Source organism: Microbulbifer mixtoriginis (SeqCode), from assembly GCF_052467705.1.
Genome location: NZ_CP174322.1, coordinates 2477024 through 2500409, shown reverse-complemented (window position 1 = coordinate 2500409; position 23386 = coordinate 2477024). Strand labels below are relative to the sequence as shown.

17 protein-coding genes are annotated in these 23386 nt (G+C 52.0%); 3 read left to right on the top strand and 14 right to left on the bottom strand.

The window, feature by feature from the left end; genetic code table 11:
• Positions 1-93 precede the first annotated feature (93 nt).
• The 7 genes from ACJJIB_RS11075 to ACJJIB_RS11045 all read right to left on the bottom strand — a co-directional run bounded on the left by ACJJIB_RS11075 (position 94) and on the right by ACJJIB_RS11045 (position 10646).
• A complete protein-coding gene (locus ACJJIB_RS11075) occupies positions 94-2721 on the bottom strand; it encodes a TonB-dependent receptor (protein WP_444886082.1) in 2628 nt (875 codons plus the stop codon).
• A gap of 284 nt (positions 2722-3005) precedes the next feature.
• Positions 3006-3680: a 2OG-Fe(II) oxygenase gene (locus ACJJIB_RS11070; protein WP_444886081.1), complete on the bottom strand. Its 675-nt coding sequence runs from the start codon at positions 3678-3680 to the stop codon at positions 3006-3008.
• A 296-nt stretch (positions 3681-3976) separates the two neighbouring features.
• Positions 3977-5158 carry a 2-methylaconitate cis-trans isomerase PrpF gene (gene prpF / locus ACJJIB_RS11065; protein ID WP_444886080.1) on the bottom strand — a complete coding sequence of 394 codons (1182 nt, stop codon included), beginning with the start codon at positions 5156-5158 and terminating at the stop codon, positions 3977-3979.
• The gene (acnD, locus tag ACJJIB_RS11060) at positions 5159-7756 is read right to left on the bottom strand and encodes a Fe/S-dependent 2-methylisocitrate dehydratase AcnD (RefSeq protein WP_444886079.1); all 2598 of its coding nucleotides are present in this window, start codon (positions 7754-7756) and stop codon (positions 5159-5161) included.
• A gap of 128 nt (positions 7757-7884) precedes the next feature.
• Positions 7885-9012, bottom strand: a complete 1128-nt coding sequence (gene prpC, locus ACJJIB_RS11055) for a bifunctional 2-methylcitrate synthase/citrate synthase (protein ID WP_444885078.1) — start codon at positions 9010-9012, stop codon at positions 7885-7887.
• Between the two features lie 98 nt (positions 9013-9110).
• Positions 9111-9989, bottom strand: coding sequence for a methylisocitrate lyase (gene prpB, locus ACJJIB_RS11050; RefSeq protein WP_252085778.1), 879 nt, complete (start codon positions 9987-9989; stop codon positions 9111-9113).
• Between the two features lie 3 nt (positions 9990-9992).
• On the bottom strand, positions 9993-10646 hold the full coding sequence (locus ACJJIB_RS11045) for a GntR family transcriptional regulator (protein WP_252085777.1): 654 nt from the start codon (positions 10644-10646) through the stop codon (positions 9993-9995).
• Positions 10647-10978: 332 nt separating this feature from the next.
• On the opposite strand from ACJJIB_RS11045, the gene ACJJIB_RS11040 reads away from it, so the two are divergent.
• The gene (locus tag ACJJIB_RS11040; protein ID WP_444885079.1) at positions 10979-11506 is read left to right on the top strand and encodes a DUF2062 domain-containing protein; all 528 of its coding nucleotides are present in this window, start codon (positions 10979-10981) and stop codon (positions 11504-11506) included.
• Here the strand turns inward: ACJJIB_RS11040 and ACJJIB_RS11035 are convergent.
• The 6 genes from ACJJIB_RS11035 to ACJJIB_RS11010 all read right to left on the bottom strand — a co-directional run bounded on the left by ACJJIB_RS11035 (position 11496) and on the right by ACJJIB_RS11010 (position 18703).
• The gene (locus ACJJIB_RS11035) at positions 11496-11915 is read right to left on the bottom strand and encodes a hypothetical protein (protein ID WP_444886078.1); all 420 of its coding nucleotides are present in this window, start codon (positions 11913-11915) and stop codon (positions 11496-11498) included. The two genes, ACJJIB_RS11040 and ACJJIB_RS11035, sit on opposite strands and share 11 nt — an antisense overlap.
• 13 nt (positions 11916-11928) lie before the next feature.
• The gene (locus ACJJIB_RS11030; RefSeq protein ID WP_444886077.1) at positions 11929-13188 is read right to left on the bottom strand and encodes a lipoprotein-releasing ABC transporter permease subunit; all 1260 of its coding nucleotides are present in this window, start codon (positions 13186-13188) and stop codon (positions 11929-11931) included.
• Positions 13181-13933, bottom strand: coding sequence for a lipoprotein-releasing ABC transporter ATP-binding protein LolD (lolD, locus tag ACJJIB_RS11025; RefSeq protein ID WP_444886076.1), 753 nt, complete (start codon positions 13931-13933; stop codon positions 13181-13183). The genes ACJJIB_RS11030 and lolD overlap by 8 nt, the downstream gene beginning before the upstream one ends.
• Before the next feature lie 72 nt (positions 13934-14005).
• A complete protein-coding gene (locus tag ACJJIB_RS11020) occupies positions 14006-15247 on the bottom strand; it encodes a lipoprotein-releasing ABC transporter permease subunit (protein ID WP_252085772.1) in 1242 nt (413 codons plus the stop codon).
• 51 nt (positions 15248-15298) lie between these two features.
• Entirely contained in the window at positions 15299-16933 is a 1635-nt protein-coding gene (locus ACJJIB_RS11015) for an alpha/beta hydrolase (RefSeq protein WP_444886075.1), read from the bottom strand.
• Positions 16934-17068: 135 nt separating this feature from the next.
• Positions 17069-18703: an alpha/beta hydrolase gene (locus ACJJIB_RS11010; protein ID WP_444886074.1), complete on the bottom strand. Its 1635-nt coding sequence runs from the start codon at positions 18701-18703 to the stop codon at positions 17069-17071.
• Between the two features lie 184 nt (positions 18704-18887).
• Between ACJJIB_RS11010 and ACJJIB_RS11005 the strand changes: the two genes are divergently transcribed.
• Together ACJJIB_RS11005 and asnS are read left to right on the top strand one after the other, a co-directional pair.
• Positions 18888-19184 (top strand): hypothetical protein, encoded by a 297-nt coding sequence (locus ACJJIB_RS11005; protein WP_252085769.1) that lies wholly within the window; start codon positions 18888-18890, stop codon positions 19182-19184.
• Positions 19185-19456: 272 nt separating this feature from the next.
• On the top strand, positions 19457-20863 hold the full coding sequence (gene asnS / locus ACJJIB_RS11000; RefSeq protein WP_252085768.1) for an asparagine--tRNA ligase: 1407 nt from the start codon (positions 19457-19459) through the stop codon (positions 20861-20863).
• A gap of 59 nt (positions 20864-20922) precedes the next feature.
• Here asnS and ACJJIB_RS10995 read toward each other — a convergent pair whose 3' ends face one another.
• Complete coding sequence (locus ACJJIB_RS10995; RefSeq protein ID WP_444886073.1) at positions 20923-22884, bottom strand: GMC family oxidoreductase; 1962 nt, start codon at positions 22882-22884, stop codon at positions 20923-20925.
• Between the last annotated feature and the right edge of the window lie 502 nt (positions 22885-23386).

The following is a 23386-nucleotide window of genomic DNA, read 5'->3' as shown; positions in this document are numbered from 1 at the left end:
CTCGTGAGAAGTTTTGACTTCACTCACGAGCCATAAAAAAAGCCGGACCATCTAAATTGACCCGGCTTTTTACTATGGAGTAACAGTAGCTACTTAGAAGTTGTAGTTAAAGCGTACACCGTAGCTCATTGGAGTGGAGAATGGCCCAGATACGAGGCCATCACTTCCATCAGCGTAGTAGGGAACAATCTCATCAGTCAGGTTATTACCAAAGGCTTCAACGTTCCACTGATCGTCCGGGCTTACATACTTCACGGAAGCATTTACCATCCAGAAGGAATCACGACTGTCATCAAAAGCAGAAGTATCACCAGTGGGGAAGTCGTGCTTGTCAACATTCCAGTAGGTCAGATAAGACTCATCTTCCCAGTGGATGCCTATAAACGGAATAATTGCACCGCCGTGGACCAACTCAAAGGTGTGATCATAATTGATTGTGAAGCTGAATTCAGGTGATACAGGCAGCTCATTACCCTTCAAATTTCGGAAGAGCTCTTCATTAGTATTGTCATGAGCTAAACCGTAATCCGAAATTTCGAATAACGCTTGGTTATTGAAATTCCAGCGGTTCTGAAAATCAGAGGTGATTTCTGTTTGCATCCAGGTAGCAAAACCACTGATTCGGCCATTCGGATAGGGGGCCCAGTCAAACTCTAACTCTAGCCCCATAATCTCTGCGCTAGCAGCATTCTTAGTAAGGTAAATAACGACGGGCTCGGTCGTAATTTCACCTGCGTTCTCACCTTCTCGCTCTACCGCATAGTACGAGTATGCAGTATCAGGTGCAGCTAGCTGCATATCTTTATAGTCGGAGAAAAAGAAGGTACTAGCCAGATTTAGTCGACCATCCAAGAAGGTACCTTTTGCTCCTAGCTCCCAAGTAATGACCTTCTCCTCATCATAGCTAGTGTCAATTACCTGTTGAACAACCCGATTTCCCTCATCATCGTAGATGTACTCAGCCGTGTCCGGGTCTTGCTCATATTGGATGACAACATCACCCAAACCACCGGACTTAAATCCACTTGCAACATATGCATACAGCATGACTTCATCTGTCAGGTCATAATCGAGACCAATTCTAAAGTCGGATGAATCCCAGCTCTTGCTGACATCATTGTAAGTATCAATTGTATAAATTGAGCTGTCTGCAAAGTGGTTGGTAGAGAAGCTATTAAAGGTGCCCTGTAAATAGGCAGGGAAGCAGCCATACTCTTCATCTGATTCAGTGGACCAGTCTCGAGTGCAACTCAGGTTGTTACCACCTACATCACTCTTCTCATCTTCCGTATATCGACCACCAACAGTTAGGTGGAGGGTATCAGTAAGGTCATAGGTAGCCTGAGCAAATACTGCGCTGGCTTCTATAGTTCTATCTGGCTGCCTCCAGAATACGGCATTATCTAATGAGGCCAGGAAGTAACCTTTCAGATCAGTGGTCTCGTGGAAATAAAACAAACCTGTAATCCACTGTAGGGGACCATCACCTGTAGATTGCAACTGCAATTCATGGGAGTAAGAGACATTTTCTGAGTCCGTAATACTCATACTCATATCCCAGGTATTGCGGCCAGCATCAATATCAATCAGGTTGCTTCGCTCCTGGACGGCATACCCGGTGTTATACACAAACGCCATGGTATCGCTGAAATCCCAGCGGAAGTTAGAGCGGAATGAAGTCATGGTGAGATCAAGCTCACCCGGTACATTCACAGCAACTGTGTACTCGTCAGCTCCGGATCCGTAGTAGGTTTCACAATTTACACCATCTTCTCGCTGCTCAGCCTTTTCACAGTCAATAGTGTTGATGCCGCCTGCACTACTATCTTGATAGTGTTCCGCTACGGCATACCAAGAAATATCGTCAGTTGGTTCCCATAACGCACCTATACGTACCGCCTGCTGATCAACATTCCCATAAAAATCATCACCATCAGCTCTAACTAGCTGATGGTCCGTAGCTCCTTCAGCATTATTCGCTTGAATGAAGGTTTTTGAAGCGTCACCAGATAAAACGCTCGCACCTACAGAGTCAGCATCAATATAGCGATTATCCCACTGGTTAACGTCATAAAACCCGGTAAGGTAGGAATCCCGTGTCTCATCCATAAAGGACGCACGAAGAGCAAAGGTATCTGAAACCGGAATATTGATAACGCCTTTGACCAGCTCTTGATTCCAGCGACCAAGCTCAACGCCCACGGAACCTTCGAACTCATTAATTACCGGTCTTTTTGAAATTACATTAATGGCACCAACAGTAGAATTACGCCCGTAAAGAGTACCTTGAGGCCCACGCATGGCTTCTACCCTTTCAGAGTCAAACATCATTGCCATTGCAGACTGGGGGCGCGAAGAATAAATACCGTCGAAGTGTAAGCCAACAGCTGGATCACCAAACTCAGTAGTATTGGTAGAGCGAACACCACGCATAGAAATCACTGGTGAAGACTGAGAAGCATCATAGCCGATATCCACATTGGGAATTGTACTGCCCAGATCTTTTACATTCTTAATACCCTGACGATCTAACTCTTCCTGGGTGAAAGCGGAAATGGCTACTGGAGTTTCCATCAGGTTGGTTTCGCGCTTCGTCGCAGTAACAGTGACTTCTTCCAACGCCCAGTCATCTTCTTGATTACTAGCTTCCTGTGCCCAGGCTGAGGCCACCGCTATATTGGCCATTGCAATCGCAAGGGTAAGTGGTTTTTTAATTGTCATTGATGTCTCTCCAATCTGCTGCAACAGGAAAGCCGGTTTGATTGTTATGCGTGGCTTACCTACGGGCCGTCGGCTGTACGTCGGCTAGGTTAAAATCTCAAAAAGGAGAGTTCTGTGAAACTGAGATACGATGGGGCGGATCGCGATTAGGATCAATCGGATCTCTAAATCAATCGAAAGGTGATTTAGTACCCTTTAAACCCTGCGGTTACCGCAGGGTACTAGTAGGTTTACCTAGGTAGGTGGCTCACTAGAGGTTAATTTTAAGCGGGTAACTCATTAATTTAACGGGGCGGATCAACCCGATCGGTTACTGAAGTATTTACCCGAAACCAGCCTGCAATGGAGTAGCGATCCCGATTAGCTGGTAGAACTTCGTGGGGAAACTCCTCACTTAAGAAAGTCACTACCGTTCCCATTAACGGCGTTACTTTGGTGCCGACCCTATCCTGCTCATCTTTGTAGAGCACAAGCTCACCAGCATCCGCAGTGCTCCAGCCTGGATTAAGATAGACGACCAATGAGAGCACCCGGTTCGCCTCTCCGCGAAATGCATCGTAGTGCCTTTTGTAGTAGTCCCCAGGCCGGTAATGGGCAAAATGACTTTCAAATGAGAAGAGCCCCAGAAAAAGATGCCTGTTGAGATAAACCTGAAGCTGGCCCGCCCAGCTGAGCCAATCTCTTCCTGTAGCAGATTCCCCGGTAATCCAACAAATTTCATCCGTTCGCACGAATTCATTCCGTAGGTAATCGTCACCTCGCCCGACCCCTGCATCAATAAATTTCTCTCCGTTCATTTCCTGCCGATAGGTAAAAAGCGCACTGGAGAGTGATTCGGGTAGTGCGGCATGGCGAATACTATAGCCCTGCTCGGTAAGATCCCTAGCGATGTGTGCAAATAGAGTTTCATCGATAGTGTTATCGCCACCGAGCGACATTAACGATTTGGCTGCTACCAAGTTTATTTCCTGCTAACAATAAGAGGCACGGCGATGTGTAATTTCGCCAAGAGCACTACCTAATAATCAAACTGTATTCTTATAGAAACAGCGTAAGACCCGAGTGAGATTGCGGCCGAGGATAAGCCAGGGGCTGGGATGGGTGGCTCGGGGTGCAGGGAAAGGTAGCCCAAAGCTGTATGAGAGTCTACGAAAATATTGTGTGAGCCGGCTAATAAAATAGAAACCCTTCAAGAGTACAAGCCGACCACTAAAAAGGGGCGTATCACGCCCCTAAAGATGTGATTATACCAAGACTAGAAACTATCGCCTGGCACTCGCACCCAGCCTTCCATCAGGATGCGCGCACTACGGCTCATAATGGCTTTGGTGGCAACCCACTGGCCATCAACCACTTTCGCATGGGCTCCAACCCGCAATATGCCTGAAGGATGGCCAAAGCAAATGGAGTTACGATCACCCCCACCGGCGGCAAGGTTGACCAGGGTGCCGGGAATAGCCGCTGCAGTTCCTATAGCCACGGCGGCTGTACCCATCATGGCGTGGTGCAGCTTACCCATGGAGAGGGCTCGCACAAGCAAATCAATATCTTGCGCCGCTACCTTTTTTCCACTGGAGGCAATGTAGTCCTGCGGCTTGCCGACAAAGGCGATCTTCGGCGTGTGCTGCCTAGCCGCGGCTTCCTCCACAGAGGAAATCAGGCCCATCTTCACCGCACCGTGGGCACGGATGGTCTCGAACATGGCGAGCGCCTTGCTATCGCCATTAATGGCATCCTGCAGCTCGGTGCCGGTATAGCCAATATCTTCCGCATTGACGAAGATCGTGGGGATACCGGCATTGATCATGGTCGCCTTGAGTACACCAATTCCTGGCACTTCGAGATCATCGACTGGGTTACCGGTGGGAAGCATGGCACCCTCGCCGTCCGAGGGGTCCATAAACTCAATTTCCACTTCGGCTGCCGGGAAAGTTACACCATCCAGCTCGAAATCTCCGGTTTCCTGCACTTCACCGTTGGTAATAGGTACATGGGCAATAATGGTTTGGCCAATATTGGCCTGCCAAATGCGCACTGTACAAATACCATTTTCTGGAATTCGCGCAGCATCCACAAAACCGCTATTAATCGCAAAAGCTCCAACAGCCGCAGTGAGATTACCGCAGTTACCACTCCAATCGACCATGGGCTTATCGATGGAAACCTGGCCAAACAGGTAGTTCACATCGTGATCGGGCTTATCACAGGCAGACAGGATCACTGTTTTGCTGGTGCTCGAAGTGGCTCCACCCATCCCATCGGTATGCTTTCCGTAAGGGTCCGGGCTGCCAATTACCCGCAACAGCAAATTATCACGGGCCTCTCCTGGAACCTGCGCAACTTCGGGTAGATCCTGTAAACGGAAGAAAACGCCCTTACTGGTGCCCCCGCGCATATAAGTCGCGGGGATTTTGACTTGAGGAGCAAATTTCAACATTTAAGCCGTCGCCTCTGCTTCGAGGAAGTCTTTCGCAAAGCGCTGCAAAACACCCCCAGCCTCATAAATGGAAACCTCTTCTGCAGTATCCAAGCGGCAGGTTACCGGAGCTTCAACTGTCTCACCGTTGGCGCGGTGGATCAGTAGAGTCAGCGTGGCATGGGGGGTACGCTCACCGATTACGTCGAAACTTTCAGTACCGTCGATACCCAGGGTTTCGCGAGTAGTTCCCGGCTTAAACTCTAGCGGCAACACGCCCATACCGATCAGGTTAGTGCGGTGAATACGTTCAAAGCCTTCGGCGGCAATCGCCTCCACGCCGGCCAGGCGTACACCTTTCGCAGCCCAATCACGGGAAGAGCCCTGCCCATAGTCGGCACCGGCAATGATAATCAGCGGCTGCTTGCGATCCATATAAGTCTCGATCGCCTCCCACATACGGGTAACCTGCCCTTCCGGCTCGACACGAGCCAGAGAGCCCTGGCGAATCTCGCCCTTATCATCGCGAACCATTTCGTTGAGCAGCTTCGGGTTAGCGAAAGTTGCACGCTGGGCAGTGAGGTGGTCACCACGGTGGGTTGCGTAGGAGTTAAAGTCCTCTTCCGGCAATCCCATCTTCGCCAGGTATTCACCGGCAGCACTGCTGGCCAGAATGGCATTGGAGGGAGACAAGTGGTCGGTAGTGATATTGTCACCCAGCACCGCCAGCGGGCGCATGCCCTTCAAGCTGCGCTCGCCTGCCAGGGCACCTTCCCAATAAGGTGGACGGCGAATATAGGTACTCATCGGGCGCCAGTCATAGAGTGCGTGACCCTGCTCTTCTGCGGCATCCCGCTCTTCGAACATGGGAATATACACATCGCGGAACTGCTGCGGCTTCACGCTCTGACGTACGATTGCATCGATCTCTTCGTCGCTGGGCCAGATATCTTTCAGGGTAATCGGGTTGCCATCGGCATCGTATCCCAGCGCATCTTTTTCGATATCAAAACGGATGGTGCCGGCAATAGCGTAGGCAACGACCAGCGGCGGTGAAGCCAGGAAAGCCTGCTTGGCATAGGGGTGGATACGACCATCGAAGTTGCGGTTTCCGGACAGGACCGCGGTGGCATACAGATCGCGGTCGATCACTTCCTGCTGGATTTTCGGGTCCAGGGCACCGCTCATGCCATTACAGGTGGTACAGGCGAAAGCCACTACGCCGAAACCCATCTGCTCAAGATCCGGTAGCAGGTCGGCCTCTTCCAGATACATTTTTACCGTTTTGGAGCCCGGCGCCAGGGAGGATTTCACCCAGGGCTTGCGGGTCAGGCCGAGCTTGTTCGCATTGCGGGCAATCAGGCCTGCGGCAATCATATTGCGCGGGTTACTGGTATTGGTGCAGCTGGTAATCGCCGCGATAATCACAGCACCATCGGGCATCTCACCAGCTTTCTCTTCCCAGGCCTTGGCGATACCGCGATTGGCCAGTTCCGAGGCCGGCAGCAGCGCGTGGGGGTTGGAGGGGCCAGCAAGGTTACGACCTACTGTATCCAGATCGAACTTCAGTACGCGCTCGTATTCGGCATCCTTCAAGGTATCGGACCAGAGGCCCGTTTCCTTGGCAAACTTCTCTACCAAAGCTACCTGCTCATCATCGCGGCCGGTGAGTTTGAGGTAGTCGATGGTTTGCTCATCGATAGAGAACATGGCCGCAGTAGCGCCATACTCCGGAGTCATATTGGAAATAGTAGCGCGATCCCCCAGGGTCAGGTTGGAAGCCCCTTCACCATAGAATTCCAGGTAGGCTCCGACCACACGCTCGCGGCGTAGGAATTCAGTGAGAGCCAATACCAAATCGGTACCGGTAATACCCGGCTGCAATTTTCCGGTGAGCTCCACTCCAACAATATTCGGCAGACGCATATAAGAGGCGCGGCCGAGCATCACACTCTCAGCTTCCAGACCGCCAACGCCCACAGAAATCACACCCAGAGCGTCTACCATCGGTGTGTGGCTATCAGTGCCGACACAGGTATCCGGGAAAGCTACGCCTTCGCGCACCTGCACCACCGGAGACATTTTCTCCAGATTGATCTGGTGCATGATGCCGTTACCGGGGGGAATCACATCGACGTTTTCAAATGCGGTTTTGGTCCAGTTGATAAAGTGGAAGCGATCTTCGTTGCGGCGTTCTTCTACCGCACGGTTTTTTTCAAAAGCATCCTTCTCAAAACCGGGATGCTCTACCGCGAGAGAGTGATCCACAATCAACTGGGTGGGAACAACTGGATTTACCTTGGCGGGATCACCGCCTTTATCGGCAATGGCATCGCGCAGACCGGCGAGGTCTACCAGTGCGGTTTGACCAAGAATATCGTGGCATACAACCCGGGCTGGAAACCATGGGAAGTCCAATTCGCGCTTGCGTTCGATAATCTGTTTCAGGGAGTCGGTCAGTTTTTCCGGCTCGCAGCGACGCACTAGGTTTTCCGCCAGAATACGTGAGGTATACGGCAGTTTGGCATAGGCTCCGGGCTGGATCGCGTCAACGGCGGCGCGGGTATCGAAATAATCGAGGTCGGTACCGGGCAGTGATTTGCGGTAATCAGTATTCATAGCAGGTAAATCAGTTCAGTCGAATCTTTTTAAAATCGTATCTCTTCCGAGAGCGGCTCCAGATTACCCCAAAAGGCAACCTGAAGCCGGCACACTGGGTGTGCCTCATTTCAATAGTGAAATGAAAATTAACCGCGCTCGGCGATAGGCGGTACTTCGCGCGGTTCGACACCTACATATTCAGCGCTCGGGCGAATAATGCGGTTGTCTGCACGCTGTTCAAATACGTGGGCAGCCCAGCCAGTAACACGCGACATTACAAAAATCGGCGTGAACAATTTGGTGGGAATTCCCATAAAGTGATAAGCGGATGCATGGAAAAAGTCGGCATTACAGAACAACTTTTTCTCGCGCCACATGACTTCTTCGCAGCGTACGGAAACCGGGTACAAGACCTTATCGCCCACATCTTCAGACAGTTTCTCAGACCAGGCTTTGATGATCTCGTTGCGCGGATCGGATTCGCGATAAATCGCGTGGCCGAAGCCCATGATTTTCTCTTTGCGCTCCAGCATACCCAGCAGTTCTTTCTCTGCTTCATCCGGGTTGGCAAAACGTTCGATCATTTCCATTGCCGCCTCGTTGGCGCCGCCATGCAACGGGCCACGCAGAGTGCCGATAGCACCGGTAATGCAGCTAAACAGATCAGACAGGGTAGAGGCACAAACACGCGCAGTGAAAGTGGACGCGTTAAACTCGTGCTCTGCGTAGAGGATCAGGGAAACATTCATCACCTGCTCATGCAGGGCATTGGGTTTCTCACCGCGCAGCATATGCAGGAAGTGGCCGCCGATGCTGTCATCGTCGGTATCCGTTTCAATGCGCACGTTGTCGTGGGTGAAACGATACCAGTAGCAAATGATGGAGGGAAAAGCAGCCAGTAAGCGGTTGGCTTTTTCCAGCTGCTGCGCGAAGGACTCTTCCCCTTCCAGGTTGCCCAGCATGGAGCATCCAGTACGCATTACGTCCATCGGATGGGCATCGGCAGGAATACGCTCCAGCACTTCTTTCAGTGCTTGCGGCAAACCGCGCATACCTTTTAATAAGGCCTTGTATTCCGCCAACTGGTCGCTGGTGGGCAGCTCTCCGTAGAAAATCAGGTAGGCAACTTCTTCAAACTCGCAGTGTTGGGCCAGGTCTTTGATATCGTAACCGCGGTAAGTGAGGCCAGAGCCGGATTTACCTACCGTGGACAACGCAGTTTTACCCGCTACCTGGCCACGCAAGCCGGCGCCACTCAATGCTTTTTCTGCCATCTTCCTTATCTCCCCTTTGTAGGCACAGTTTCTGTGTTCGTCCGAAAACCGCCATGCAAGCAACCTAACCCGGCATCTCACACGGTTTATAAAGTGAATTACTTCTTGAACAGCTCATCGAGCTTCTGCTCGAATACGTGATAATTGAGGTAGTCGTAAAGCTCCTCGCGGGTCTGCATGGTATCCACTACCGCTTTCTGGTCACCATTTTGCAGAATGCTGGTATACACATTCTCCGCCGCACGGTTCATAGCTCGGAACGCCGACAGCGGATACAGTACGATATCTGCGCCGGCTTCGCCCAACTCTTTGGCGTTATAGAGCTCGGTTTTACCAAATTCGGTGATATTCGCCAGAATCGGCACGTTCAGCGCGTCTTTAAATGCGCGATAGTGCTCCAACTTGGTGACAGCTTCCGCAAAAATACCGTCTGCACCAGCTTCGATACAGGCCTGAGCGCGTTCAACAGCGGCATCCAAACCTTCTTGGGCGAAGGCATCAGTGCGGGCCATGATAAAGAAGTCATCATCGGTGCGTGCATCCACGGCAGCTTTGATGCGATCCACCATCTCCTGCTTGGAAACAATCTCTTTATTCGGGCGGTGGCCACAGCGCTTCTGTGCCACCTGATCTTCGATATGCACTGCTGCGGCACCGGCGCGAATCATTTCTTTGACAGTACGGGCGATGTTAAAAGCGCCACCCCAGCCGGTATCGATATCCACCAGCAACGGCAGCTCACTGGCTGCAGTAATACGACGCACATCCTCTAGCACATTGTCTAGGCTGGTCATACCCAGATCCGGCAGGCCGTAGGAGGCATTGGCAACACCGGCACCGGAAAGGTAAATCGCCTTGTGGCCAATACGCTCGGCCATAATGGCGGAATAGGCGTTTATGGTGCCAACCACTTGAAGCGGTTGGTTCTCGGCAAGGGCGCTGCGGAAACGCGCGCCGGCGGAAGGCTTTTGGCTCATGCTCTACCTCAGTTTATTTTCAATATTCTGCCTGGAAGCACGGATATGTCGGCGCATCAACAGCTCCGCCAATTCACCATCCCCCGCTTCTATGGCTTCGATAATGTGGCTGTGTTCGCGAAAAGCGCGCTGTGCCCTGGGGCTGGCCATGCCCAGCTGGTAGCGATACATACGAACACGGTAATAAAGACGGTTGCACAGGGTGTCGATCAGTAGATCATTCTTCGAGGCCTGCACAATACGGAAATGGAAGTCGAAGTCTCCCTCCGGCTGAAAATACGCCTTACCGGCTTGCAGCTCTTCCTGCTGTTCGTGGCGCGACAACATCTGGCGCAGTTCCAACAGGTCTTCCTCGCTGCGCTGCTCGGCGGCAAGGCGGCAGGCCATGCCCTCCAAAGCTTCGCGCACTTCGTAGAGTTCCAGCAGACCACGCTCACTCAGCTCCACCACACGGGCACCTATGTTTACCCGGCGCTCCAGCAAACCCAGAGACTCCAAACGCATCAGGGCTTCACGCAAACTGCCGCGACTGGCATTGAAGCGGCGGGCCAATTCCGGCTCACTAATCTTGCTGCCTGCAGGTATGCGACCTTCCACAATTTCACCGCGCAAGGTCAAAAACAGGCGCTCAGCCAGGCTCTGATGTGGCTCCCGCAAGGGGCTGTTGGCTCCAGTGACACCCATATGACTTTAACATTGTCGACAATTCTTTGGGATTGCAGACCATAAATGAGTGCGACCTGGGCGTCAACTCGAATCCGCATGACTAATTGTTGACAATTAATGGCGTAAAATGACTTCTATCACGGTAGTAGTTTTGCCATCACTAAGTGGGCATAATAGCGCCCGCGCCAGATACGGCATGCCCTACCACCCTGGGCGCTCTATGCTTATCTGGGGTAGGGAAAAAATCCCGACGAACGAATTTTCCAAACCCCGGTACAGCACTCATTAACAAGGCTGCCAGCACCCAGGTTTCAGATAGAGTTATGCCGAAGAGTATTATCAGGCGATGGCTGCCAAGCCCCGAAGAAATCCGAGCCAAGAATGGGCTCAAGTTTCTGGGGACTCTTCTCCACGATCCCAACCTATTTCACCTGAACCGACACTCAGTTTCAGTCGCCTTTGCCGTTGGCGTGTTCACCAGCTTCCTACCCTTGCCAGGGCAGATGATTATTGCCGCACTGCTCGCTCTATGGCTGCGCTGCAATCTTCCACTGTCGATTATTTTGGTGTGGATCAGCAATCCGGTGACCATGCCGGCAATCTTCTATAGCACCTACAAACTGGGCGCATGGATTCTGGGCACGCCCCCGGTAGACTTTGATATCGAGCTCTCGTGGGAGTGGTTGACGGAAGAAGTAGGGAAAATCTGGATGCCGCTGTTTTTTGGCTCAGTGCTGGCGGGGGTTTTCTTTGCCACTGTTGCCTATTTTTCTATGCGCGCCCTATGGCGCTGGCATGTAGTAAAACGCTGGAAGCTACGTATTGAGCGCCGCTCTGCGGTCAGCAGCTAGCCTCACTTCCATAGCACTTGCCGACCCAACCCAAAGCCGCAGCGCCTGCTGCTATGGCCAGCAGTGCTGGCAGGGCATAATCGGTGACAGCCCCCAATGCCAGGGCTACAAAAGTCCCTAGCAAAAAAGATATGGATGCAGCCTTAACCCGACTTCCTGCGGCGGTTAAGGCCACCACCCAAACCACCACCAAGGCAGAGATCATGGCGCCCAGGCAGATCAACCATAGAGGTAAGACCTGCCAACCTGCGGCATAGCACACAGATCCTTCGCGCATACCATCCGGGCAGAAGGTCATTACCCGCCAGCTTTCAAATTTCAGGCTCGCCACAAGAACGAGGACCCAGGCAGTAAGTGCCGCCGGTAGCGGCAGCAGCTTGCGCAAAACATGTAAAGCCTTGCTCGGCACCAATCAAAACCGCCTATTCGTTTCGCAGCGCCGCGGCAGGCTGCACACGACTGGCCTGGAACGCAGGATAGAGCGTGGCCAGCAGACTGAGCAGGAAGCCCGCACCAACTACCAAAGCCACATCTGCCCAAGATAGTTCTGATGGCAGATAATCCACCGGATACACATCGGACTTAAGGAATTGAATGCCTAATGTGGATTCAAGGCCCGCCACCAGGTCGGTGACCGCCAGTGAAGCCAGGACCCCCAATACACCGCCAACGAGTGCGCCAACTAATCCCACTAACGCCCCCTGGCTGACAAAGGTGAGGAGAATCTGCCGTGTGCTAGCGCCCATTGTGCGCAGAATGGCGATATCCGAGTGCTTGTCGATTACCACCATCACCAAAGTCGAGACCACATTAAAAGCGGCAATGGCAATGATCAGCAGCACCAACAAACCCACCAGATTGCGGGACATCTGGATCGCTTGGTAGAGATTACCGTGGGTGCGACTCCAATCAGTTCCGTAATAGCCATCGCGAGGCAGGTCTTTCAACAGCCGCCGCATAATCCAGTTGGCTTCCAGCATTTCGGTCACACGTAACTGGATGCCTGCGCCACCCTTTTGGCCAGCTAGGCCCTGGGCCTGCTCCCAGGAAACCAGGGCCAACGACTGATCCAGAACTGTCCCAGAATGAAAGACCTCCGCCACCTTGAAACCGGCCACACGTGCGGCGCGGCGGCTACCCGAGGCCGCATCGTTATTGGGCACTATCAAAGACAGGTAATCGCCCTGCTCCACCCCCAGTTTTTCTGCGATTCCGCGCCCGAGAATTACTCCTGGCTCGGAATCATCGAGCATGGCTGGAAAAGCATTGGGACTGAGGAAATCATTAATATTCGATACATTGACGATGGTGTCCGGATTTACCCCCTGCACCAGCAGTGGTGTAACCTCACTGCCACGACGAGCCAGTGCGTTCACCTGCCAAACTTCCGCCGCGGACTCCACCTCAGCATCCGCCGCCAATTGATCGCGCAGAGCAGGCCAATCCACCGCCACAGTGGCGTTATAGATAGTCGCGTGGGGCATGATGCCGAGAATACGCTCACGCAGCTCGCGATCGAAGCCATTCATTACCGACATCACCACGATCATCAAGGCAACGCCGAGAATCAGACCAATCATCGACAGGCCGGAAATAAATGACACCAGGCCTACGGAGTCATCGCTGCGGCGCTGGGCTCCGGCATAGCGCAGGCCAATAAAGGCTGGGAGTGGCTTAAACATGATCACCTTGGTGCCAATCACTGAGAAGCTCGCCATCCACTAGGTGCAAGCAGCGATCCAGGGCCGCGGCAAGGTCCGGGTCATGGGTGACAATCACAAAGCTGATACCCATCTCCTGATTGAGCCGGTCCATCAATTTGTGAATCTCCCCTGCCGTGGTTCTATCCAGGTTGCCGGTGGGCTCATCCATCAGCACACAGGCAGGGCGAGTCACCAGCGCCCTCGCAATCGCTACACGCTGGCGTTCTCCCCCGGAGAGCTGCGAAGGCTTATGATCAACCCTCTCACCCAGGCCTACCGCTTCCAGCATGGATTTGGCCTCGGTCCGGGCATTGGCCACACTGTGCTTACCGATCAGCAGTGGCATTGCCACATTTTCCAGGGCACTGAATTCATTGAGCAGGTGGTGAAACTGGTAGACAAAACCGAGACTGCTATTACGCAACCAGCCGCGCTCATTGGCATTGAGTGTCGCCAGGTTCTGACCGGCCACCCAAACCTCTCCACTACTCGGCGTATCCAACCCGCCGAGTAAGTTGAGCAAGGTGGATTTGCCGGAGCCCGAGGCCCCCACGATGGCAAGCTTCTCACCCCGCTCTACTTGCAACTCCACACCACGCAGAACCTCAAGATCTCTGCCGCCCTGGCGATAGCTCTTGCGCAGCTGGCGGCAGGCCAGGACAGCATCACCGGGAGCCGTTGCCGGCCTCGCCTTCTCAGTGTCTATTTCCACTCGACTATTCATCAATATTTGCCGCTTCCAAATTCTGAGAAATCACTTTAGATATTAATCGTATCTATATGATTTATATAACAATTATTCGTAACGCAAAGCTTCCGCTGGCTCGATTTGGGCCGCCCGCCATGCGGGCAGCAGTGTCGCTAATAAACTCATACAGATAGCGGCGGATAAGACTACCACTGCATCGCCAACACGAAACTCCGATGGCAAATAGCTCACGAAAAATACCCGCGGATCAAAAATCTTGGCGCCCAAAAGGTTTTCCATCCAGCTCACCATCTCGGTGAGATTGAGCGCGATTAGGATTCCCAGCAAGGCGCCAGTAAATGCGCCTATCAGCCCGATCGCACTGCCCTGGACAACGAACACTGCCATTATTTGGCGTGAAGTGAGCCCCAGGGTTCTGAGCACGGCGATATCGGAGCGCTTGTCCGCCACCATCAGCACCAGGGCCGAGACAATATTAAAAGCCGCTACGGCTACGATGATCATCAACATTAAAGTGACCACCGTCTTCTCCATCTTCACCGCCTGAAACAGGCTTCCCTGGGAATGGCTCCAATCCTCACCACTAAAACCCTCTCCGAGGGCCGCGGCGTAGGGCTCAACCCTACCGAGAGCATTATCCATATCGTCAAAACGCAGCTGTAATCCCTGCACCCTGCCGGACATGCGCATTAATCGGGCTGCATCCTCTACGTTCATCAGTGCCACATTTTGGTCCACCTGAGCGCCTACCGAGAAAACTCCGGCGACGGTAAAGCGTTTGGTGCGTGGGAAGATACCAGCGGGAGTTACCGCCACCTCGGGCAGGGTCAGAGTGACGGACTCGCCGGGCAGCACATTGAGCTGCTGGGCGAGAATACGGCCGAGCACTATTTGGTAACTGCGGGGCTGTAACTCATCCAGGCTGCCCATCACCATATGCTCGCCAACTTCAGAGACATCGCGTAGGGCCTTGGGATCTACACCTTGGAACTCGACCCCGTGGCTATCGCCGTAGGCGCTCAACAGGGCAAACCCTTTTACAAAGGGACTCACCGCCTCCACATGGGGCTGCTGTTCAAGCTTCTGAGCCACGCCCTGCCACTCTTGCAAGCCGCCTTCGCGCTCGATAAAGCCGTGGGGAACCACGCTCAATATTCGTGTTTTCAACTCACGATCGAAGCCGTTCATCACAGAAGTCACGACGATCAAGGCAAGAACGCCTAACGCCATGCCAATCAGGGAGAAGCCATTAATAAAGGAAATGAACTGCTGCCTGCGGCGGGCAGCCACATATCTCAGGCCAATAAAAAGGGGGACAGGTTTTAACATAGAGCCGATTTAAACGGAAAATAGTCAAGAAATCCAAGGATTTAGACAACTTCAGCGCTTGGGAAAAATTTTTAGCTTAGCCCGCAGGCGCTGCAGCTCTGCCTCGCTCCAATCCGGAGGCTCGGTCAGGGCAATCCAGGCGAGCGTGTATCCTGCTGCCGAATAGCGGTGTCCGAAATCCCGTGGTGTGACCCCTACATTAAAGTCCGCTAACAGCTGCAACATAGTGACAACAGGGAACCAGCGAAGGTCCGGAGACACATCGGGCCCTCTGGGGCGCTCCAGCCAGTCAGGTCTGCGAAACGCCCAGCGAAAGTCAAAAAAGACAATCGGATCACTAGCATGCTGCAGGAAGGCGATACGGAATCTACCCCAGGGCTTCTGCCCCAAATAACCACCGTACTGATTTCCAAAGCGCACCACCTCTCCCCCTTTAAACTGGGGGAGCCAAGCGGGGGTGCCGGGATCACGATTATCGGTAATCATTCTCCAGGACCGCATACTAAACGGAGGGCCAGCCCAAAGAGCACCATTAATGGGGCTATCAATCACATCGTAGAACTGAAAGGAGTCTTCAGAGAGCTTGGCTCCTAAACTTAGCCCGTATAGATAAAGTCTGGGGCGAGTGTTTACCGGTAGCTCCTCCCAGTAATCGTAAATCACCTTGAACAGTATGCGAGCGGATGTTCTGATCGACTGAGCATCTGTAAACAATACGATGGGGCCCGGTAAATACGAGTACTGTACGGCCACTGTAGCTACATCTCCTCGGTACAGAAATTCAAGAGAATTCACTGCCCCTGGGTCGATCCAGCCATCCCCAACCGGGGTTGCAATCAGCAAAATTTCTCGCTCAAACGCCTTTACGCGCTTCAACTCTTCAAGTGCCAATAGTGCACGCTGCTGTGGCGTGTCTGCTGAGTGCACTCCCACATAAACTCGAATGGGGTCCATGCCCTCCCCTGCAACCTCCCGAATATCCTCCGCAGATGGCCCAAGAGACAAAAATCGGCGCCCCTCATGTCCCAACCTATCCCAGGCAAGTAGCGAGTTCGCTCCACCTGACTTGCTGGGATCTTGCGGAGGCGGCAAGTTCGCAACAACAATCAGATCCAGCTTTTCATAGATAAGTGAGACTGCATAGAGGCCCGACTGCAACAACACTCCATTCAACACACTCCAATAAAGCAACAACGCGACAAGCAGCCCAGTAAGGGCTGCCACCCTTGGAGGGATGGTCTTTTCTAAACGGGCAGATACGCGCAAAACCACCCTGAGAAAGCCTTTACCTGCCCATCTAAAGAGCAGGAATACGCAGAGCGCAACAACACCAATCGTAATTGGGGCGACGCCAGAAATTGCCGGCATGCCCATCAATGAGCGCACTGAATTCTGCCACTCCGTCCCCTGCCTAAGAAAAACTAAAATAAGGCTGACACCCAAAATAATTATCAGCCCCCTCAGTATTTGTCGCTGCCGATGGTCTAGCGGGATATCGGGAACCCCCAAATACTTCCAAACATAGCGGACCAGCACAGACAGTGAATATCCAACGGTGAATGAAAAACCGGAAAGAATACCCTGCACATAGGCATTGCGAGGAATCAGAGAAGGAGTGAGGCTCAGAGCGAAGCATATCGCGCCCAACAGTAAACCTGAAATTGAGAAAGCGGTTAATTTTTGCATTCATGCCGCCGATAAGCTTGAGCCCCAGATCAAAATGGCTTGCGCCAACTTCTCACTGAACAGCCCCATGTAACCCAATAAACAGCCAGAAATGTTTTTGATCTTGAAAGAGTACCTTCTTACGGCAGACCGCACTCAACGCACTGGATAAGTTCTGAGCTTTTCCCGTAGGCGCTTTAACTCCTCGTCACTCCAGTCGGGCGGCTCGGTTAACGCCATCCAGGCGAGGACATACCCTTCAGGTGCATAGCGGTGCCCGAACCCCAGTGGCGCAATCCCCAAGTTTAGGTCTGCCAGTAGTTGCAGCATGGTCACTATAGGAAACCAGTAGAGGTCTGGAGAGACATCCGGCCCTCGTGGGCGCTCCAACCAATCCGGCATTTGAAACATCCAACGCAGATCAAAAAAGACTATTGGATCACTGGCGTGCTGCAAAAAGGCGATTCGAAAGCTTCCCCAGGGTTCCTGCCCTAAATAACCGCCATATTGATTACCAAAACGAACAACCTCTCCCCCCTTAAACTGCGGTAACCAGGCTGGGGTTCCGGGGTCGCGACTATCCGTGATGATGCGCCAGATGCCTGTGCCAAATGGCGGCCCTGCCCAGAGTACGCCATCGATAGGATCATCAATAATGTCATAAAAATCAAAGGAGGCTTCTGATAACTGAGCACCGAGACTCAAGCCAAAGAGGTACAGCCTTGGGCGAGTTTCAACTGGCAGTTCCTCCCAGTATTCGTAGATCACCTTAAACAAAGCCCTGGCGGAATCCAGCCCATATTGATTATCTGTTAATAATGCAATTGGGCTTGGCAAAAAGGAGTATTGGGTAGCAACGGTAGCCACATCCCCTCGATAAAGAAATTCCAGGGAGTTTATAGCCCCAGGATCTAACCAGCCTTCGCCAGTGGGTGTCGCAATTAGCAATATCTCTCTATCGAATGCATTGAGGCGCTTTAGTTCAGCAAGTGCCAGGAAGGCTCTTTGCAATGGAGTTTCTGCAGCCCGCAAACCCACAAAGACCCTTATCGGCTCTTTGCCTAACCCGGCAACCTCACGGATATCCTCCACAGAGGGGCCAAGGGTTAAAAAGCGACGCCCCTGATGCCCGACACTTTTCCAAGTTAATAGAGAGTCCGCACCGCCAACCTTGTTGGGGTCCTCAGGTGCCTTCAGCCCTTCTGCAATTGCCTGATCATGTTTTTCCCAAATGACCGAGACAATATGCACCCCTACCTTCAGGAGCACCCCATTTAGAATGCCCCAGTAAAGTGCCACTGCTACCAGCAACCCAATGAGCAAAGCCACCCTTTCAGGAATATGCACGGATAGATACTTGGTAACAGCATGAATGACTCGGCGAAACCCTTTACCCATCACCCAGAATGAGAGAAAGACCAGCAGGGCCACGGACCCCACGGTAAAGGGCCCGATCCCGGTAACCGGCTGCATACCCATCAAGGCCCGCACCGAGTTCTGCCAGTGCGCCCCCTGCCAAAGAAAAATAATGATCAGACATATGCAGGCAACCAGCGCTAAGCGTTTAAGCACTCTGCGCACCCCAGGACCGAGAGGAATGTCGGGAAGCTCAAAGTAATTCCACAGCCAGTGCATAAACAAGCCGATCACATAGCCAAAAGTAAAGGAGGTTCCGGCGAGAACACCTTGCATGAGGGCAGTGCGTGGAATCAGAGAGGGCGTAAGAGAGAGAGCAAAGAGAATAGCGCCAAGCAATAGCCCCAGAACTGAGAAGGTTTTTGAGAGTCGCATCCATGCCCGCCCACAGGACTAAGCCCAATGGTCAGCCTAGCACACACATACCCTCCTTCCCCGGACCTTTTTCCCCTACAAGGCGCCTTCTTCGGTATAAAAACGTGAAGAAGTCCAAGTGTTTTGGCATTTTTTCTGTTTTAATGGCCCGGCGTATTCGAACACCTAAATCGGAGAACAATAAATGTTCAGCAGAAATCGCAACGGAGTGGCCCAGATCGCTGGTACCGTGGCACTTCTTTTGGCATTTGGCGCCCAGGCAAAAACCCTGGAGATTCCTGTGGGCTCCCAGGGCGCAGAGCTGTCCTTTGGTGAAGCTCGCGGCATGAAGAAAAACGATATCAGCACGCGCCTTGGTGAGCCCCTCAGTATTATGGGCCCCGTCGGCGAGCCCGCTATCACCCGCTGGGAATACAACGACTTCTATGTCTTCTTTGAGCGAGACACAGTACTGCACACGGTGAAGAAGCCGCGCGGCTAGGCCCGTGCGATTTTGGGGCAGGTATCGAATCCAGGCCCCACTCCCTCCTTCCCGCAAGCCGCCAAGTACTTTACCCACACAATCTTGATGCTTTTCAATGGCGCCACCCAAATAGGCCCGCTCTCCCGGCAAGCTTCCAAATTGCCAAGGGACTGGATTTCCCCTCAGCAACAGGTCAATATGCCCGCCGTAACTTCACCTTGGTGGCGTGGTCAGCTTTTAGGCAAGTCGGCAGAACACCACCTTCAGGACTAGCGAGAAACCGATAGAAAATGACAGTAAAAGTCGAATCCGTAGATAGCCTATTAAAATCCACCGGCCGTGAGGGCGAAGAAGTTCGCGTACAGGGCTGGATCAGAACCCGTCGCGACTCCAAAGCCGGTCTTTCTTTCCTGGCAGTACACGACGGCAGTTGCTTTGACCCTATTCAGGTCATTGCCGAGAATCATCTGCACAATTACCAATCTGAAGTACAGCGCCTGACCACAGGCTGTGCAGTGGATATTGTTGGAACCGTCAAGCCTTCAGAAGGCAAGGGCCAATCGATCGAGTTGTTAGCTTCTGAAGTTCAAGTGGTCGGCTGGGTAGAAGACCCGGACACCTACCCAATGTCCCCCAAACGCCACACCATGGAGCACCTGCGCGAACACGCGCATCTACGCGTCCGTACTAATGTCAGCGGCGCGGTGGCTCGAGTTCGCAACTGTATCGCTCAGGCGATTCATCGCTTCTACCACGAGAACGGCTTTAACTACGTACACACGCCCATTCTCACCGCCTCTGACTGTGAAGGCGCCGGAGAAATGTTCCGGGTTAGCACTCTGGATATGGAAAACCTGCCACGCAACGAGCAGGGCGCTATCGATTACAGCAAGGACTTTTTTGGCGAGGAGAGCTTCCTTACCGTATCTGGCCAGCTGAATGTTGAGAGCTACTGTCTGGCCCTATCCAAGGTTTACACCTTTGGCCCCACCTTCCGTGCGGAGAACTCCAACACCACTCGCCACCTAGCCGAGTTCTGGATGGTAGAGCCGGAAGTGGCTTTTGCCGATCTGGCCGATATCGCTGATCTATCTGAGCAAATGCTGAAGTACATCTTCAAAGCCGTACTGGAAGAACGTGCCGACGATATGGCCTTCTTCGCCCAGCGCATCGATAAAGAGGCCATCAGCCGCCTGGAGAACATCATCGAGAATGATTTCGCTCGCATCAACTACTCCGATGCCATCGAAATCCTGGAAAACTGTAAAGAGAAGTTCGAATTCCCCGTCTCTTGGGGTATAGACTTGGCCTCTGAGCACGAACGCTACCTGGCTGAGAAACACTTCAAGAAGCCAGTGATTGTTCTGAACTATCCGAAGGATATCAAAGCCTTCTATATGCGTATGAACGATGACGGTAAAACTGTAGCCGCCATGGATGTACTGGCACCGGGTATCGGAGAAATTATCGGCGGTGCCCAGCGTGAAGAACGCCTTGAGAAGCTCGACGAACGCATGGATGAAATGAACATCCCCAAAGATCACCTCGACTGGTATCGCGACCTGCGCCGCTACGGCACAGTGCCTCACGCAGGCTTTGGTCTGGGCTTCGATCGCATCGTGTCTTACGTAACTGGCATGGGTAACATCCGCGATGTTATCCCCTTCCCGCGCACACCAAAGAACATCTCGTTCTAATTAAAAAGCCCCGCTCTGCGGGGCTTTTTCTTTTTCAACCTGGGTTTAGCAAGGCCCTATCAGGCAATCTGGCCCGTTGCCGCCGCAATAATATCATCGCTAGCTTTTTCACTAATCATATACACCGGCACCACGATAAAGAAGCCCGGAATACGTGGAAATACCGAAGCATCCACCACTCGTAAATTATTGGTGCCATGTACCCGGAATTTACTATCCACTACTGCCATTGGATCACTGGCTGGCCCCATTTTATTGGAACAGGAAGCGTGGTGACCCCATGCCTGATTTTTAACAAACTGACCGATTTGCTCATCGGTCTGCACATCTCCACCGGGCAATAACTCCCTGGCAACCTGCTGGCCAACGATAGGGGCCGACATAATATCCCGGGATATTTTTACACCCTCCACTACGGCCTGTAAGTCTTTTTCATAATCACCACTACCCTCATCAAAATAGTGAAAATTAATCTCTGGGGTGTCCTGCGGATTGGCAGAGCGCAAAGTTACCCGCCCTGCCGTATTATTAGTATGACCTTTAAGTACGATCCAGGAGAAGCGATCTTTGTAATCCCTTAGCGCCTGAGAATAACCGGGGTAATAACCGTGGAAATCAGAGGGCGCTCCAAAAATAAACAAATCAGGATCTGGTAGGTCGGGGTGGGAGCGCTTCACCAAAGATAGTACTGGACCATTACCACTGTAGGGGCCTTTATTCAGCCAACCGTAGCGATATCGATTCAGGCAGGGGTCACCCTGCTCGCCCCAGGTACAATCCTTGAGAAGGGCCAAATCCTCAGTCATCTCACTAACAATGCCGACTTCGTAGCGATCCTGCAGGTTTTCACCTACACCCGGCAAGTCAACTATCTGATCAATTCCGTGCTGAAAAAGCTCTTGGCTTGGACCCACTCCGGATAATTTCAGCAGCTGAGGACTATTGAATGCCCCTCCCGAAAGAATCACCTCCCTACTCGCCCTCACCTGCCGCATAGTACCAATGGAGCCGGTATCATCGTGATAAGGGTCAGCCTTATAGAGGTTCGCCCCCTCCATAAACTCCACCCCAATAGCCGTTTTACCTTCAAACATCACCCTTGTTGCCAGCGCATTGGTGCGAATATGTAACAGGTTTGGATAGCGACTCTGGGTATCCAAAAGGTGCTCCCGTACGCTCTTGCGACGACTTCTGCTATCTGCAGCCATCGGGGCAATAAAAGGCCCCTCCTCTCCTGAGGCCACATCCCAGTGATTGATATCTAAGCGTAGGTTTCCAGAAATAATCTGTTCAAGGGCCCCCTCCAGTCCGTATTTCGCCAATGCTGCCTTGACGATTTTTAATATTGCCGGGTCTTCCAACAGCAAAGCCGGATTACCTCTATTAGTAGGAAGCCATCCATCAAAACCATGGCGAGAGGGATTCGAAAATATTGGACGGGAAACATATTGGCATCGCTCAAGCCGCTCAAAATATCGCCGCATATTGCTGCTGCCCCAAGAACTATCTCCTGTCGCTTGAGCAATACGGTCAAAGTCATTGTTATGGGGATAGACAGTAATCAGCGCATGGTGTGTCGTACAGCCCCCTATAGTACTAGCCCGCGGATATAAAACACCTTTACCTGGAATATACTTATCATCCAGCTGTTGTTGATTAAAATCCGCGTAATGCTTAATAAAGAAATCCCAGCTCAGCTTGCGGTCTTCTGACGCAAAAGGGTGCCAAGCGGGAATATTATGTATGTCATCACTAGGGTCATTGGCCCCCGCCTCAAGCACCAATACCGAAAAGCCCGCCTTTGCCAAGTTTGCCGCTAATGGACCCCCTCCCGCACCAGAACCAACAATTACGTAATCATAAATATCATAAAACTGATTTGAACTACCCGAAAATGCAGAGCCAAACCCAGAAGCAACAGCACCTGCGGCCAAGCCCATTTGAAGGGCGCGCTTGGTAAAAGTTCTTCGGTCAATGCCTGCTAGATGATTTTTTTTCTCCGGCGTTTTCTTCTTATCCATATTAGTTATTCGCTCTAATGTTTTAAAGGCTGCACGACGCACGCTAAGGGATGAAACAGATACATTCTAAAAAACCAATACTAATTATTTAACTCTAAAGCTTTTCAAGCCTATCTAGAACATATTTTTAAGCAACCAGTAAAATCTCGTTTTAAAACGAGCATCGCAAAATGTCAGCACAATGAGTTATAACAAACTAAGCCTTTTCGCCACCCAGAACTCCAATCCCAACCCCAAGAGAACCTTCTCCAACAACACCTCTATCAAAGCCATTATCCTCATAAACTGGAATTTTTGATTAACTTGCGGGTTGAACTCCCCCGGAGTTACAAAAGGCGACAAAATGTGAACTAGTGTGAACTTTACACTCGCCAATTATCGAATTTTATAAAATATAACAGTTAAACAATCGTACTTGTTGCGCCAAACACCAAGCCACAGTTATGATTCAAGTCAAGAAGCAAAAAAATTAAAAAAAACACTTCTGCTTTCAAAAAAGCAG